We start from the raw sequence: 16,562 nt of genomic DNA on the forward strand, positions 1-16,562 counted from the left end.
TTGTTTTCTACATTTACACTGACTGCGCCAGTTTTGCCGGCACAGCATTGATGGAACCTGCCCCCATGACGATGACCACATCGCCGTCCTTCAATACCCGCAAAATACTGTCGGGCATTTCCAAAATATCTTCTACAAATACCGGCTCTACCTTGCCCATGACGCGCAGGGCGCGGGACAGGGAACGGCCATCTGCCGCCAGTATCGGTGCCTCACCTGCTGCATAGACTTCTGCCAGCACCACTGCATCTGCATCAGAAATCACACGGACGAAGTCTTCAAACAGATCACGGGTACGGGTATAACGGTGCGGCTGGAAAGCCAGCACCAGCCTGCGGCCTGGATAAGCACCACGTGCTGCCGCCAGAGTCGCTGCCATTTCCACCGGGTGATGACCATAGTCATCGACCAGTGCAAAAGTGCCACCATTGGCCAAAGCGATTTCGCCGTAGCGGGTAAAACGACGGCCTACGCCGTTGAATTCGCTCAGCGCTTTCTGCGTTGCTTCATCACTGACACCGACTTCACGCGCTATTGCTATCGCGGCGCAGGCGTTTTGTACATTGTGCATGCCAGGCTGGTTCAGGCTGACCTGCATATTCTCATAGCCATCTTGCACTACTGTGAAATGCATCTTGCCATTGGCCGCTGTGGCTTCAACTGCACGTACATCGGCATCTTCATGAAAACCGTAAGTGACGATGGGCTTGGATACAAAAGGCATGATTTCACGCACGTTCGCATCATCCAGGCACAAAACTGCCACGCCATAGAATGGCAGGCGCTGGGTAAATTCGATGAAAGCCTGTTTCAGACGCGCAAAGTCATGGCCATAGGTTTCCATATGGTCAGCATCGATATTGGTGATGACTTCGATGACCGGCAACAAATTGAGAAAAGAAGCATCTGATTCATCGGCTTCTGCGACGATGAAATCGCCACTACCCAGTTTGGCATTGGCACCGGCACTATTAAGCAAACCACCAATCACGAAAGTAGGATCAAGCCCACCCTGCGCCAACACGCTGGCCACCAGACTGGTGGTCGTAGTTTTGCCGTGGGTACCGGCAATCGCGATACCGCTTTTCAGACGCATGAGCTCGGCCAGCATCATCGCGCGTGGCACGATAGGGATATGTTTGGCACGCGCAGCGATGACTTCCGGGTTATCGCCTTTGACTGCAGTCGATGTCACGACGGCATCTGCACCTTCAATATTTTCAGCCGTATGACCCAGCATTACCTTGGCACCCAATTGCGCCAGGCGTTTTGATGCAGCATTGCTGCCCAGGTCAGAACCGGAAATGGTGTAACCAAGGTTCAGCAAGACTTCGGCGATACCACTCATGCCTGAGCCACCTATGCCGACAAAATGGATGTGTTTGACTTTGTGTTTCATGCTAATGCTTCCAGAATATGGGCGATATTGGCACTGGCTTCGCGCTGCCCCAGGGCGTAGGCTGTTTCAGCCATCGCCAGGCATTGCGCTCTGTCCAGTACTTTTAATTTCTCTGCCAGCAAGACTGGGCTTAATTCAGTTTGTGGCAAATGGATGGCGGCTTTTTGTCCTGCCATCCAGATGGCATTTTCTTTTTGGTGTGAAGTACTTGATGCCATGAAAGGCACGAGTATGCTGGCCACACCGGCAGCAGTTAATTCAGACACGGTAATCGCACCGGCACGGCAAATCACCAGATCAGCCTCGGCATAACGGCGCGGCATGTCGTCGATAAAATCCAGTACTTCTGCCTGCACACCTGCCAGCGCATAACTCTGGCGCAAAGCTTCTATATGTTGTTTGCCAGACTGATGTGTAATCAGCGGGCGCTGGGCTTCTGGCAACAAGGCCACCGCTTGAGGTACTGCGTCATTCAATACCTTGGCACCAAGACTGCCGCCAACTACGAGTATGCGCAAAGGGCCAGTGCGGTTTGCATAACGTGTCGCTGGCGCTGGCAATTCGCAAATTTCTTTGCGTATCGGGTTGCCGATAACACTGGTTTTGTTATCCGCAGTTACTGTTGCTGATGGCAGGCCAAACAATAATTTACTGGCGAAAGGACGCAATGCCTTGTTCGACAAGAGCAAGGCGGCATCGGCATTCATCAGCACGACAGGCTTGCCGCGCAAGGCTGCCATGATGCCGCCAGGCACGGTCACATAACCGCCCATGCCCAGTACCACATCTGGCTGACGGCGACCAATGATGCTAAAGCAGCTAAAGAAACTCTTGACCAGCTTGAAAGCACCGTTGACCGTATGCGATAAACCCTTGCCACGCAAGCCAGAGAAATCAATATTGTCCATGGCGATATTGTGTTTGGGGACTATCTGTCCTTCCATACCAATTTGCGTGCCCAGCCAGCTGACTTGCCAGCCGCGTTCGCGCATGATGTCGGCTATCGCCAGGCCAGGGAAGATATGTCCACCTGTGCCCGCTGCCATGATCAGCAATTTTTTTGGCATTTTTTGTATGGACTGGCTCATGCACGGCCTCCACGCATCAAGACGCGGTTTTCATAATCGACACGCAACAAAATCGCCAGACCTACACAATTAATCATGACACCAGAACCACCATAACTCATCAAAGGCAGGGTCAACCCCTTGGTAGGCAACAAGCCCAGGTTCACACCCATATTAATAAACGTCTGCACACCTATCCAGATACCGATACCCTTGGCCAGCAAACCAGCAAAAGTTTGATCCAGCGCTATCGCTTGCCTGCCGATTTCAAAAGCGCGTTTCAGCAACCAGTAAAATAAAAGTACCACCGCCATGACACCAACGAATCCCAGCTCTTCTCCGATGACAGCGAGTAAAAAATCTGTATGCGCTTCTGGCAGATAATGCAGTTTTTGCACACTGGCACCGAGGCCCACACCAAACAATTCCCCACGGCCAAAGGCGATCAGGGAATGTGTCAGTTGATAAGCCTTGCCAAGTGCATGATCTTCTTCAAACGGGCTAAGGTAAGCAAAAATACGTTCACGCCGCCATGGGGATGCCAGAATAACCGCGGTAAAGATACCAATCAGGGTAGCGGCAATGCCACCGAACCATACGCCGTTGATGCCACCCAAAAACAGGATACCCATGGCGATACAAACAATAACGCCAAAAGCGCCCAGATCAGGTTCCAACAGTAACAACAAACCAACGATACCAACCGCTGCCAGCATGGGCACAAAACCCTTGGTCAGTTTGTGCATGTATTCCTGTTTGCGCACGGTATAGTCGGCGGCATACAAGACCATGAACAACTTCATCAATTCAGATGGCTGCAAATTCAATACCTTGAAAGACAACCAGCGCTTGGCGCCGTTCACGCCTTTACCCAAACCAGGTATCAACACAGCCACCAGCAATACCAGGGTCGCTACAAATAAATAAGGCGCATATTTTTGCCAGGTCGCAATCGGGATACGGAACACCAGCGCACCCGCAATCAAAGATAGCGCGACAAACAATGCCTGGCGTACCAGAAAATGCGAATTCTTGTAATTGGCATACTTGGGTGAATCAGGCAAAGAGATCGAAGCCGAATACACCATGACCATGCCGAACAGCATCAGGATAATTGTCACCCACACCAAAGGCTGGTCATAGTCCATCATCTTGGACCTGCTGACCAGATTGGTACTCGCTGGCGGCGCGCCAAACGGAGACCACCTTTGCAACGGGAGCAAAAGCTGACGCATCAGCAAACCTCCCCGCGTGCCAGTGCGATTTCACGCACGGCATCGACAAACACTGCAGCGCGATGCGCATAATTGCGGAACATGTCCAGACTGGCGCAAGCTGGTGACAGCAAAACGATGTCGCCATCTGCAGCCAGTTCAGCCGCAGCCTGCACTGCCATTTCCAGCGTTGCGACGTCATGCACGGCCACCCCCGTCACTGCCAATACCTGTTGCAATTCTTCTTTGGCTTTGCCTATCAGGATGACGGCCTTGGTATAACGCTCGACCGGATCAGCCAGAGGAGAGAAATCCTGACCCTTGCCTTCGCCACCGGCAATCAAAATAATCCGTTTATGCAATGCGTCGGATTGTTGGCCCAGGCCTTTCAACGCAGCGACCGAGGCACCGACATTGGTGCCTTTGCTGTCGTCGATATAATCAACGCCGGCTACATTGGCAACCTGCTCTACCCTGTGCGGCTCACCTTTGTAATCACGCAAACCATGCAGTAATGGTGCAAATGACAAACCTATGCCACGGCACAAAGCCAGGGCAGCCAGGGCATTTGCCGCATTATGCTGACCACGGATTTGCAGAGCATCTGTCGGCATCAGGCGACTGACGATGATCGGCATTTCTTCCACTTCTTTTTTCTTGCGGCGGCTATTTGTCACGACCGGTGCATCTTCTGCCGGATTGGCCACTGCCAGCCAGCCCATGCCATGTTCATTCAGCAAGCCCATATCCGCCAGGTGCTTGGGTGCATCAATACCAAAGCTGACAGCATTACCAAGTGGCTTAGCCATGGACATGACGAGTGCATCATCACGGTTCAGGACTTGTAAAGTCTGCTCACCAAAAATCTTTGCCTTGTCAGCGCAATACGCCTGCAGGCTGCCATGCCAGTCGAGATGGTCCTGGGTAATATTCAAGACTGTCGCCACATCGGCTTGCAAGCTGTGCGTAGTATGCAACTGGAAGCTGGACAATTCCAGCACCCATACTTGTGGCAGACTGTCTTGCTCCAGGCACTCACGCAATACATCGAGTACAGCCGGGCTGATATTGCCTGCAACTTTAACTGTCAAACCGGCGCGTTCTACCAGTAAACCTACCAGGCTGGTGACGGTGGTTTTGCCATTGGTGCCAGTGATGGCGATGACTTTGGGCTGGTATTCGCGCTCAGCTCTCAAAGCGAGCAGAGCTTGTGCAAACAACTCTATCTCGCCCCAGACCGGGATATTTTTTTCAGCAGCTACTGGTAACAGTTCCTGCAATTCGCGCAGAGGTGACAAGCCAGGGCTGACTGCCATCAACTCAACATCGTCCAGCAAGGCTGGGGTGAAAGCACCGCCAATAAATTCCACCTGATCTGACAAAGCCTGCAATTGCGGCAATCTGTCCGGTGTTTCGCGAGTATCGGCAACACGCAGGCGCGCACCGGCGCGCAGCAGCCATTGCGCCATCGCCAGCCCGGTTTCACCCAGGCCCAGAACCAGTACATGTTTACCTGAAAAATCCATAAACTCTATATCTATCTTTTAACGTAACTTATTTAACGCAACTTCAGTGAAGACAAACCTATCAGCACCAACAACATGGTGATGATCCAGAAACGCACGACAACCTGGGTTTCTTTCCAACCCTTTTTCTCAAAATGGTGATGCAGGGGTGCCATCAACAACAGGCGGCGGCCCTCGCCATATTTTCTCTTGGTGTACTTGAAGTAACTGACTTGCAGCATGACGGACAAAGTCTCTGCCACAAAAATCCCCCCCATGATGAACAACACAATTTCTTGCCTGACGATGACAGCCACCGTACCCAGCGCGCCGCCCAAGGCCAGTGCACCTACGTCACCCATGAATACTTGCGCAGGGTGGGCATTGAACCAGAGGAAGGCCAGACCAGCTCCCGCCATCGCGCCACAGAAAATCAATAATTCACCAGCGCCAGGTATATGTGGTATCAACAGATATTTGGAGTAACCCACATTACCTGTCAGGTAAGCAAACAGCCCCAGGGCTGAGCCAACCATGATGGTAGGCATGATGGCCAGGCCATCCAGGCCATCCGTAAAATTCACCGCATTGCTGGTACCAACGATGACGCAGTAGGTTAACGCAATAAAACCCCAGACACCGAGGGGATAGCTGACAGTTTTAAAGAAAGGCACGATCAAATCTGCCTTCGGTGGCAAATCCATATTGAAGCCGGACTGTACCCAGGCGATAAACAATTCCAGTACTTTTGAGTTGCTTGGTGCCGATACCGAAAACGCCAGATAAAAAGCAGCGATCAAACCAATCAGCGATTGCCAGAAATATTTTTCCCTGGAGCGCATGCCTTCAGGATCTTTATGCACTACCTTGCGATAATCATCAACCCAACCGACTGCGCCATAACCCAGAGTGACTATCATCACGACCCAGATAAAACGGTTACTCAAATCGCCCCACAACAAAGTGGAGATACCAATCGAAATCAAGACCAGCACGCCACCCATGGTTGGTGTGCCGGATTTGACAAGATGTGTTTCCATGCCATAGCTGCGCACAGCCTGGCCTACCTTGAGCCTGGTCAGCATGCGGATAACCGCTGGACCAGCAAAAATACCGATGGAGATGGCCGTCATCGTGGCAAAGACTGCGCGGAAGGTAATAAACCCAAAGACACGCAGCCAGCCTATATCCTGCTTTAACAATTCAGCCAACCAGAGCAACATACTAGTGATTCCCTATTATTTTTTGTTGTAATGTATTTTTTTCTTTATCGTCTGCTGCCAGCAAATGGGCAACGACTCTTTCCATTTTCATGAAACGCGAACCTTTGACCAGCACTATCGTGTCAGCCACAGTTTGCGCATCAAGGTTCTGGCACAGGTCTTCTACACTGGCAAAATGCTGGGCACCCGCGCCATAGCCTTGTGCTGCATGGGCAACCAGTTCACCCAGCAAAAACAGTTTTTTGATGCCACGCTGCTGCGCATATTCGCCAATTTCATGATGAAATTGCGCGCCGTTTTCACCAACCTCACCCATGTCGCCAAGCACCAGCGCAGTGTCGCCACCAATTTGTGCCAGCACATCGATCGCAGCACGTACAGAATCAGGATTGGCGTTATAGCTGTCATCAATCACGGTTGCACCGCAATGTGCTTGCTTGCGTTGTAGGCGACCATTGACTGGTGCGAAATTTTCCAGACCCGCAACAATAGCTTCTTTGCTGACGCCTGTCGCATGACAGCAAGCCGCTGCAGCAAGCGCATTCAAGACATTGTGCTGGCCTGCTGCATTCAGGCGCACTGACAATACCTGGCCAGCCAGGTTGATTTGCAAATCACTGCCAAACACGCTGGGCAGATAAGTGGCATGCACATCAGCATCGGCTGTCAAACCAAAGGTCAGGGTTTTACGCTGACCACGTTCAGACGCAAAGGATTGCCATAAGTCTGAGTAAGTATCATTGGCAGGGAATACAGCCACGCCATCAACTGGCAGGCACTGTATCGCCACGCCGTTTTCGCGCGCCACGGCTTCCACGCTTTGCATGAATTCCTGGTGTTCGCGCTGGGCATTGTTGACCAGTGCCACGGTGGACATGGCGGCAGAAGCCAGCAAGGCGATTTCACCAGGATGGTTCATGCCCATTTCAATTACGGCTGCTTTATGTCCCGCATGCAATTGCATGATCGTCAGCGGCACGCCAATTTCATTGTTCAAATTACCTGCAGTTGCCAGACGGCCATCTGCGCCAAAAGCTGCCGCCAGGATAGAAGAAATCATTTCCTTGACGGTGGTCTTGCCATTGCTGCCGGTCACACCAATAACGGGCAGCTCAAATTTTTGACGCCAGAAGCGCCCTACTTTTACCAAGGCGAGTTTACTGTCTGTTACCTGCAATGCTGGCAGACCGAAATCTGTTGGCAGTTGTTCAGCGATTACTGCTGCTGCGCCGGCAGCCGCGACTTGCGGCAGAAAATCATGGGCATCAAAGTTTTCACCGCGCAAGGCGACGAATAAATCGCCAGCGCCAACTTTGCGGCTGTCTGTAGTCAGGCCAGTGATGCGGGTGATGACACCGGCATCACCTGTCAGTTTCGCCGCAGGCAAGGCGGCCTGCAATTCCTGAAGAGTAAATTCCATCAGCTACTCCTCTTCATATTACCGCTGGTTGCCACGGTAGCGAGTGAGAGGGCGGCATGCTCTTCATCAGAGAATGGCCATTTCTTGCCATTGATGTCCTGATAGGTTTCATGTCCTTTGCCCGCCAGCAAAACCACATCATGATGATCTGCATGCTTGATCGCATACAGGATCGCATTCGCGCGGTCTTCAATAACTTGCGGCGTACCGGACATGCCTTTGAGTATGTCTTCTATGATCTGCGATGGATTTTCACTGCGCGGATTATCGCTGGTGACAACGACATGTTGCGCCAGTTCAGCAATCTTGCCCATTTGCGGGCGCTTGCCCGGATCACGGTCACCGCCGCAACCAAACACGCACCATAAAGCCCCGGCTCTTTCTTGCGCAACCTGCTGCAAGGCTTCCAGGGTTTTTTCGAGGGCATCTGGCGTGTGCGCATAATCAATGACGACCATGACATGACCGGCAGTACCTAGCAATTGCATGCGGCCAGGAACAGGTGCCAGTTTTTCTATGATGCCTACGGCCTTGTTCAGAGCGATGCCCTTGCTCAGCAACACGGCGAGTACCGCCAGGATATTGCTGACATTGAACTTGCCGATGAGCTGGGTCTTGACTTGCGCCGCACCAAATGGTGACTCAAGATGGAAGCTGGTGCCTGCGTGGCTGGTTTTCAGATTGCTGGCGACCAGTGCATCTATACCTGATACCAGTTCTTTTTCCAGGCTGTAGCCGAGCAGTTTTGTAGCTGGCTGACTGGCTTGCAAATGCTTGACCAGTTCCAGGCCATAAGCATCGTCAAGGTTGATGACAGCGGTACCCAGGCCTTGCCAGTCAAACAGCTTTGTTTTGGCAGCGGCATAGCCTTGCATGTCGCCATGATAATCAAGATGATCACGCGTCAGATTGGTCAACACGGCGACATCAAAATGCAGGCCGTTCAAACGCCCCTGGTCCAGGCCTATGGAAGAAGCTTCAACCGCCAATGCCTGCGCACCGTCGCGCTGCAAGTCTGCGAGTTTTTGCTGCAAGCCTATGGCGTCAGGAGTGGTGTAACCAGTCTCTGCCAGCTGCCCCAGCATGCCATTGCGATATTGGCCTATGCCCAAGGTACCGATGACAGCCGCAGGTGTACCACTCAGTGAAAGCGCCTTGGCTATCCATTGTGTGCAGGAAGTCTTGCCATTGGTGCCGGTAACGGCGACATTGAACCAGCCATTATCTGGCTCGCCATACCAGGCATGTGCGACATGACCAGCTACGTCTTGCAAGTTATCTACCGGCAAATGCGGGACTTTGAGTGCACCAGGAGCATTGAGAGCATCATCCCAGCTAAATTCATTTGCTTCATACACCACTGCAACTGCGCCATTGGCGACCGCATGGGCGATGTGCGCACGGCCATCAGTAAGATGGGTGCGTAAGGCGAAGAAGACATCCCCTGTTTGTATGGAGCGGGAATCTGAACGCAGTTGCGCATTCGGCGCATGCTGCTTCAGCCAGTCCAGTATTGCTATTGTCATTGTATTTTTCTGTGTCATTACATGCTTTCCTGTACACCTTCTTCAGGAATAATGCTGGTGACGGAAGAGTCTGGCTGCACATTCAGTGAGCGCAAGACATTCGCCATAATCGCTGCAAACACCGGAGCGGCAACAGGGCCTGCAAAGTGTCCGCCAGCAGTTGGTTCATCTACCATCACCGCAACAATCACACGCGGATTTGAAACTGGCGCAAAACCAATAAAATCAAGCAAGTATTTATTCACGTAACGGCCACCCTCAAGCTTGTGGGCAGTACCTGTCTTGCCGGCGACACGGTAACCAGCAGTACGCGCTTGTGGGGCAGTACCACCAGGCTCGGTCACTGTTTCCATCATCTGGCGTACTTGTTTTGACGTCTTTTCAGAAATCACGCGTGAACCATGCGGCATTTCATCCGACTTTTGGAAAGTCAGCGGGATCATGTCGCCATTCCTGGCAAAAATCATATAGGAACGCGCCATCTGTATCAGTGATACGGAAATACCATGGCCATAGCTCATGGTGGCCTGTTCGATAGGACGCCAGTTTTTGTAATTACGCAAACGCCCGGCAACTGCGCCAGGGAAACCGAATTTGGGTTGCTGGCCAAAGCCCAGGGTGGTGAACATTTCCCACATCTCTTGCGGCCGCATCTGCAATGCCATTTTCGCCGTGCCGATATTGGAGGATTTTTGTATGACTTGCGCAACCGTCAGGGAACCCTGTTTATGCGCATCATGTATCAGTGCAGGGCCGATAGCCATGACTCCAGGTGCCGTCTGGAAGACAGTATCCGGTGTGACCCTGCCAGTTTCCAGCGCCAGGGCAACAGTCACCGGCTTCATGGTCGAGCCCGGCTCAAAGGTATCCGTCATGACACGGTTACGTAATTGCGCACCAGTCAACGCAGAACGATCATTCGGGTTGTAAGTAGGCAAGTTCACCAGTGCCAGCACTTCGCCAGTCTGCACATCAAGCACTACCGCACCGCCAGCCTTGGCCTTGTGTTTTTCCAGTGCTTCTTTCAGATGCGTAAACGCAATGTATTGAATCTTGCTGTCTATCGACAGCGTCAGATCCTTGCCATCATGCGGTTCGCGCACGGCCTGTATATCTTCAACGATATGACCCAGTCTGTCTTTGATGACACGGCGACTCCCGGTCTTACCCGCCAGGTTTTTTTCCGATGCCAGCTCTATACCTTCTTGTCCTATATCCTCAACATTGGTGAAGCCAACCACATGGGCCATGACTTCGCCTTCTGGATAAAAGCGTTTATATTCTTTGCGAGTTTCTATACCAGGTATGGCCAGAGCCACTATCTTGTCTGATATTGCAGGCTCAACCTGCCGCTTCAGATAGACAAACTGACGGTCAGAGTCTAGCTTCTTGCGCAATTCAGCCTCAGTCATATCGAGCAATTTAGCCAGTTGCTGTATTTTTTCTTTAGGCGCTTCCAGCACATCGTCAGGAATAGCCCAGATGGCTTTAACAGGTACGGACGAAGCCAGCACTTGCCCATTGCGGTCAGTGATTTTGCCGCGGGTCGCCGGTAATTCAAGCGTGCGGGCGTAGCGATTGGCACCTTGCTGCTTCAGAAAATCATTGGTAAACCCTTGCAGATACAGCGCTTTGGCGATCAGGGCAATAAAAGCTGCAAACAATAAAAACAGGATAAAGCGTGAACGCCAGGCAGGCAGCTTCACATCCAGCACGGGGCTGGAAGAAAAGGCGACGCCGCGTGCAGCGGCGGTACGGGCTGTACTTGCTGGTCTGCTCATTTTGCCTCCACTGCTTTAAGGTACTGCGTGCGTTCAGGTGTGACTGCCACCATATCTAATTCACGGACCGCCGTTGTTTCTATGCGGGCGTGTTTGCCAAAAGTGGATTGATCAAGTTTCAGTTGCGTCCATTGCAATTCATATTGCTTGCTTAAGCTTTGTTCGCGCTCCAGCTCGATAAACAGACGGCGTGCCTGATACTGGGAGTTAATCAGCGACAAGGCGGAGGCAATCAAGGCCACTGCCAGCACAATATTGAGGCGAGTGCTCATGCATCCCCCTCAGGCAAACGCTCTGCCACCCGCAAAATTGCCGAACGCGCACGCGGATTGGCGCTGACCTCGGCTTCGGTAGGCTTGATACGGTTCAACAGGCGCATTTGCGGCTTTGGCAAATCGATATGGCGTATCGGCAGACGACGGTCAGGCTGCTCTACCTTGACCTTGGAAGCAAAAAACTGCTTCACGATACGGTCTTCGAGGGAGTGAAAGCTGATGACCGACATACGGCCATACGGCGCCAATGCCTCATATGCTGCAGCCAGGCCTATTTCGAGATCTTCAAGCTCCTTATTGATGAAAATCCGTATAGCCTGAAAGGTGCGAGTTGCCGGGTCTTTACCCTTCTCGCGAGTTTTGACGGCGTGTGCGACGATTTCTGCGAGCTGTCGTGTTCCACGAATGGCGTCTGTCTTCCTGCGAGCAACAATCGCCTTTGCAATCTGAAAAGCAAACCGTTCTTCCCCATAATTTTTTATAACCTCCGTAATTTGTTGCTCTTCGGCAGTCGCCAGCCATTCGGCTGCGGAAATGCCACGTGTGGTATCCATGCGCATGTCAAGCGGACCATCTGACCTGAAGCTGAAACCCCGGCTGGCATCATCTACTTGCGGCGATGAGATGCCCAGGTCCATCAGAATGCCATCAACCTTGCTGACGCCAAGCTCAGGCAAAGCCTCAGCAATGGCTGCAAAACTGTCATGCACGATATGGAAACGCGGGTCCTGAATTTCTTTTGCACTGGCAATTGCCTGGGTATCTTTGTCAAAAGCAATCAGGCGGCCATTGCTGACCAGTTGCGACAAGAGCAGGCGGCTATGCCCGCCACGACCAAAGGTGCCATCGACATAAATACCACTGGTACGTTCACCTGCGATGCCGAGCGCATCTACAGCCTCATGCAACAGCACTGTCTGGTGCGTAAAATCTGCCGCTTGCTGAATACTCATTGCCCGCGATCAGAAAGAAAAATTGTTTAATACATCAGGAGCGCCGCCAGCGATGGCTTTCGCTTCGTTTTCTGCCAGCTTGGCAGCATCCCAAATCTCAAAATGGCTGCCCATGCCGAGCAACATGACATCACGCTGCATGCCTACGGCACTACGCAGTTCAGGTGCAACCAGGATGCGGCCAGCACCATCCATATCGACATCAAAGGCATTGCCAAGAAAAATACGTTTCCAGTCGCGTGCTTGTATGGGCCAGGCAGCGATTTGTTCACGATGGGATTCCCAGGTAGGACGCGGGAACAGCAAGAGACAACCATCCGGGTGACGGGTCAGGGTAATCCGGCCTTCGCATTGAACATTGAGCGCGTCACGGTGCCGGGCGGGGATAGACATCCTGCCTTTTGCATCGAGATTGAGTGAGGACGCCCCCTGAAACACGCTATTACCTTTTTTCCTGAAAATCTGTATGTCTGGCCACGGATGGAATGTAAGCGAAATTAGGAATTCTATGCCACAAAATTACACTTTTTCACACTATTGCCCACTTTAGAGGATGACTTGAGCGTGGTCAAGCGTATTTGGGGGGTAAATTGGGAAAATTTCTAATGAAGTCAATGACTTAGCGTCAACAGTTGAGGTGAAGCGCTGACGAATCCCTACAATTTATCCTGATAAATTAGATACTTACACTGCATAGTGAAAGTAGCGCCTTACATATAACCATGTGTTTATCCCTGACTGTTGCGTTTTGGGATGGAAGACTTAAGGAAAATGCCTGCAGGAAAGAGGAGATCGCCGCTTTTTAGCCGCTGAAGTGACAATTTATAAACGTTGATGAACCGGGGAAGATGAACAAGGAGGCAGATTATCGCTGAAAACTAGCCCGCATGGGCAGGCTTTCACGCCAAAAGCAGGCGAATTAGTGAGTTAATTCAGCCCTGCATGCCTGCTTGGTGGCATGACGATATATAGCTATTAAGTTTCCCTTCTTTGCCGCTGCAATAATTGCAAAAATTCCTTGTCCGGAACAGCCTTGCTGAAATAGAAACCTTGGAATTCATCACATTTGCAATCACGCAAGGTTTCCAGCTGTATGGCTGAATCTACGCCCTCGGCAATGACCTTGATGCCCAGGGTATGGGCCATGGCGACGATGGCCAGCACAATGGCGGTGTCATTCGGGTCGTCGGGGATATCCTTGATGAAGGAGCGATCGATCTTTACGCTGTCAACCGGGAAGCGCTTGAGGTAAGCAAGGGAAGAGTAACCTGTGCCAAAATCGTCTATGGACAGCGTAAACCCGGCTTCCTTGAGGCCATCCATGAGCAGGATGGCCTGCTCGCGGTTATGCATGACCATGCTTTCTGTAATTTCAAACTCAATGGAGTTGGAAGGCACGCGCCAGAAATCGACCACGCTTTTGACCTCTTCCAGCATGTGGGCATCGTTGAACTGTGCGCCAGACAGGTTGATGGCTACCCGGCCAAAGTCCTTGTCTACGTTGCGAAAACTTAAAATATCTCGGCAGGCAATATCCAGCACCAGCATGCCAAGGCGGGAGATCAGGCCAGCCTCTTCCGCCAGACTGATAAATTCGACAGGAGACAATATTCCACGCTCTGGATGGTTCCAGCGCACCAGCGCTTCGGCACCGACGATGCGCTCGGTTTTAACATCGAGCTTGGGCTGGTAATAGACGACAAACTCACGCCTTTCCAGCGCCTTGCGCAAGCGTGCCTCAAAGGCCAGCCTCTCCACGGTATGGGTATTCATTTCCGAGGCATAGAACTGGTAATTGTCCTTGCCCTTGTTTTTTGCCTTGTACATGGCAATGTCGGCATTTTTGAGCAGGGTCTGGGCATCTCTGCCGTCAGTTGGGAAGGTCGCTATGCCTATGCTGGCGCTGAGCTGGCATTCCTGCCCATCTATATCGAAAGGCTGGGCAGCAGCATACAAGAGCTTGTCAGCCACGTCACCAAGGTCACGCGCCTCGCTGAACTGGTCGATCAGCAGGATGAATTCATCCCCGCCTATGCGGGCAATGATGTCGGATTCGCGCAGGCACTGCCTGAAGCTATGTGCAATGGTGCGCAAGACATTGTCACCTTCATCATGACCGAAAGTGTCATTGATGTTTTTAAAACGGTCCAGGTCAAGGAATAAGACTGCCAGCTGGCTGCGATTACGCTCGGCAATTGCCAGTGAACGCGCCAGATGCTGGTTGTACAGGAAGCGGTTAGGCAAACCCGTCAGCTCATCATAATGGGCGAGCTGCATGATTTTCTTTTCTGAACGGCGGCCTTCTATGGCAATACCGGCAATGTCCACCGTCACCCTGACCAGGCCCAGGTCTTTTTCGCTCAGGGGTTCACGGCTATACGAGAACAGGCTGAAACTGCCGAGCAACTGACCATTCTTGCCAAAGATGGGCCAGGCAGCGCAAGAAGAAAATTCAACCAGGGTTTCCACACCATTGACGAACTGCATGGCAGGTGCCTGCAAAAATTCACGCAACCAGACAGCTTCGCTGGTCAATGCGCTTTCAGACCAGATCCCACTGCCATGGCTTAGTGTCATGCCAGGTATCTGTGCCAGCAAGACTTCTGGAAAACGGCTGCCAGTCGCATGGGCAAAACTGCGTCTGTCCTCGGCCAGCAGTTGTATGCCGCAACGCCAGTGGGGGCATAGTTTTTCAACAAACTGGCTAACGGCTTCGAGTATCGACATCAGCTCTTCTTCACCACCTATGAGCTTCAACAGGCGGTTTTGTCCGGCGATCAATAATTCGCTGTATTTGCGCGCATTGATATCGCGCTCCACGCAAAACAAGAGCATTTCGCCATCAACTTCAACCCGGCTCAATGAAATTTCTGTGTGCTGTATCTGGTCATTCCTGACGGTCACCCATTCAAAGCGCTGCGGCACGCCGTTAAAAGCCTGATCTATCAGGGTGGCGACCAGTACATCCTTGTCCTGGCTGACGTAACCAGCCACGGACTGTACGCTGGGTGAGAAACTGCCAACCTTGCGCCCTATGACCTCTTCCTGGGTATTGACGCCAAAGAAGGCAACGGCAGCCGGGTTGCAATCAACATAGATATAGTCACGGCTGATGAGCAGAATGGCATCCTGCGCCCCCTGATAAATCAGCCGGTAACGGCTCTCGCTGGCTTCCAGGCGGTTTTTGGAGTCACGCAGATGGCGTATCTGCCATAACAGCAGCAATGCCAGCATAAAAATGAAGCCAGCCGTTATCGCCGTGACCATGATCTTTTGCGTGACCCTGGTATTCCAGTCCGTCAGGATGACACCGCTTTCGCGCGCATACACCAGTATCAAAGGGAAATCGCTGATCTTTCTATAACTGATGAGCCAGGCCTTGCCTTCTTCATCAACATCCCGCAAGGCACCTTCCGGCGACTTGTCGCGGGTAAAATTATTCAGCACCGGCCTGGAATAATCACGGTCTTTGAGCCCGGCGGCGGCCAATTTTCTGCCAGACTCATCGTAGAGGACGATGCTGGCACCACTGCCCAGGGCAATGCGTTCATAAAAATCATAGAGATAGCGCAGCTGTATATCGGCCTGTATCAGGCCAGCACGCTTGCCGCTCTTGTCAAAGAAGTTCTTAATAAGAGGCAGGATCCACTGACCGCTCTGCGGCAACTGATAAGCATCGCCCAATACCACCTTGCTCTCTTCGGGATGTTCAAGCAAGAATTTTATATGGCGCTGCTCTTCGACTTTTTCAGGTACAGCAGCGCCCATCTGGCTGGATGCCAGCCATAGTCCTTGTGCATCAAATACGGAGAGTGCATGGATGGATTCAGATTCCTGCCTCTGCATGGCCAGGATTTGTTGCAGTTGCCGGGATTCGCTTGTCGATACCCTGGTTTCTGACAGGATTTCTTCACTGGCCACCGTCGTCACCCGCATAGCACCACGCATGACTTCGCTGACATGCTCTTCAAGTATGCGCACAGCCAGGAAATTATGCTCCTGCGCTGCATTGATGGTCAGCGCCTTATCCTGGGCTATAGACCACCAGCTCTGCCCTATGATTGCGACGGCAATCAGGCAGATGCAAATGGCGAATGCCAGTATGGGCACATCGCGTTCTTTCTTTAGACCGCCAGTCTCCATGCGTTTTGCAATTTTGTAGATACAGCGTCAGTAGAACTAGTAGAACTTATTGCACC

The 16,562-nt window shown here is 52.0% G+C and carries 12 protein-coding genes; all 12 read right to left on the reverse strand.

Going from position 1 to position 16,562, the window contains the following annotated elements:
• Positions 1 to 13: 13 nt before the first annotated feature.
• The 12 genes from murC to ACO0LI_RS01375 all read right to left on the reverse strand — a co-directional run bounded on the left by murC (position 14) and on the right by ACO0LI_RS01375 (position 16,506).
• Positions 14 to 1,399, reverse strand: coding sequence for a UDP-N-acetylmuramate--L-alanine ligase (murC, locus tag ACO0LI_RS01320; RefSeq protein WP_423030246.1), 1,386 nt, complete (start codon positions 1,397 to 1,399; stop codon positions 14 to 16).
• On the reverse strand, positions 1,396 to 2,487 hold the full coding sequence (murG, locus tag ACO0LI_RS01325) for an undecaprenyldiphospho-muramoylpentapeptide beta-N-acetylglucosaminyltransferase (RefSeq protein WP_423030248.1): 1,092 nt from the start codon (positions 2,485 to 2,487) through the stop codon (positions 1,396 to 1,398). The genes murC and murG overlap by 4 nt, the downstream gene beginning before the upstream one ends.
• A complete protein-coding gene (gene ftsW, locus ACO0LI_RS01330) occupies positions 2,484 to 3,617 on the reverse strand; it encodes a putative lipid II flippase FtsW (protein ID WP_422949686.1) in 1,134 nt (377 codons plus the stop codon). Before ftsW ends, murG begins: the two co-directional genes overlap by 4 nt.
• An 83-nt stretch (positions 3,618 to 3,700) precedes the next feature.
• Positions 3,701 to 5,206 carry a UDP-N-acetylmuramoyl-L-alanine--D-glutamate ligase gene (murD, locus tag ACO0LI_RS01335; protein ID WP_423030250.1) on the reverse strand — a complete coding sequence of 502 codons (1,506 nt, stop codon included), beginning with the start codon at positions 5,204 to 5,206 and terminating at the stop codon, positions 3,701 to 3,703.
• A 32-nt stretch (positions 5,207 to 5,238) separates the two neighbouring features.
• The gene (mraY, locus tag ACO0LI_RS01340) at positions 5,239 to 6,408 is read right to left on the reverse strand and encodes a phospho-N-acetylmuramoyl-pentapeptide-transferase (protein WP_422949576.1); all 1,170 of its coding nucleotides are present in this window, start codon (positions 6,406 to 6,408) and stop codon (positions 5,239 to 5,241) included.
• A gap of 1 nt (position 6,409) precedes the next feature.
• Positions 6,410 to 7,828, reverse strand: a complete 1,419-nt coding sequence (locus ACO0LI_RS01345) for a UDP-N-acetylmuramoyl-tripeptide--D-alanyl-D-alanine ligase (protein ID WP_423030252.1) — start codon at positions 7,826 to 7,828, stop codon at positions 6,410 to 6,412.
• Positions 7,828 to 9,354 (reverse strand): UDP-N-acetylmuramoyl-L-alanyl-D-glutamate--2,6-diaminopimelate ligase, encoded by a 1,527-nt coding sequence (locus tag ACO0LI_RS01350; RefSeq protein ID WP_423030254.1) that lies wholly within the window; start codon positions 9,352 to 9,354, stop codon positions 7,828 to 7,830. Before ACO0LI_RS01350 ends, ACO0LI_RS01345 begins: the two co-directional genes overlap by 1 nt.
• 17 nt (positions 9,355 to 9,371) lie before the next feature.
• Positions 9,372 to 11,135: a peptidoglycan D,D-transpeptidase FtsI family protein gene (locus ACO0LI_RS01355; protein WP_423030256.1), complete on the reverse strand. Its 1,764-nt coding sequence runs from the start codon at positions 11,133 to 11,135 to the stop codon at positions 9,372 to 9,374.
• Complete coding sequence (gene ftsL, locus ACO0LI_RS01360) at positions 11,132 to 11,407, reverse strand: cell division protein FtsL (RefSeq protein ID WP_422949580.1); 276 nt, start codon at positions 11,405 to 11,407, stop codon at positions 11,132 to 11,134. Before ftsL ends, ACO0LI_RS01355 begins: the two co-directional genes overlap by 4 nt.
• Positions 11,404 to 12,363: a 16S rRNA (cytosine(1402)-N(4))-methyltransferase RsmH gene (gene rsmH, locus ACO0LI_RS01365; RefSeq protein WP_423030258.1), complete on the reverse strand. Its 960-nt coding sequence runs from the start codon at positions 12,361 to 12,363 to the stop codon at positions 11,404 to 11,406. Before rsmH ends, ftsL begins: the two co-directional genes overlap by 4 nt.
• A gap of 9 nt (positions 12,364 to 12,372) precedes the next feature.
• Positions 12,373 to 12,801: a division/cell wall cluster transcriptional repressor MraZ gene (gene mraZ / locus ACO0LI_RS01370; RefSeq protein WP_162039857.1), complete on the reverse strand. Its 429-nt coding sequence runs from the start codon at positions 12,799 to 12,801 to the stop codon at positions 12,373 to 12,375.
• 537 nt (positions 12,802 to 13,338) lie between these two features.
• Positions 13,339 to 16,506, reverse strand: a complete 3,168-nt coding sequence (locus tag ACO0LI_RS01375; RefSeq protein ID WP_423030261.1) for a bifunctional diguanylate cyclase/phosphodiesterase — start codon at positions 16,504 to 16,506, stop codon at positions 13,339 to 13,341.
• Positions 16,507 to 16,562 lie beyond the last annotated feature (56 nt).

Origin of the sequence: Undibacterium sp. Tian12W (assembly GCF_049339405.1) — a bacterium.
Lineage (GTDB): Bacteria > Pseudomonadota > Gammaproteobacteria > Burkholderiales > Burkholderiaceae_D > Undibacterium.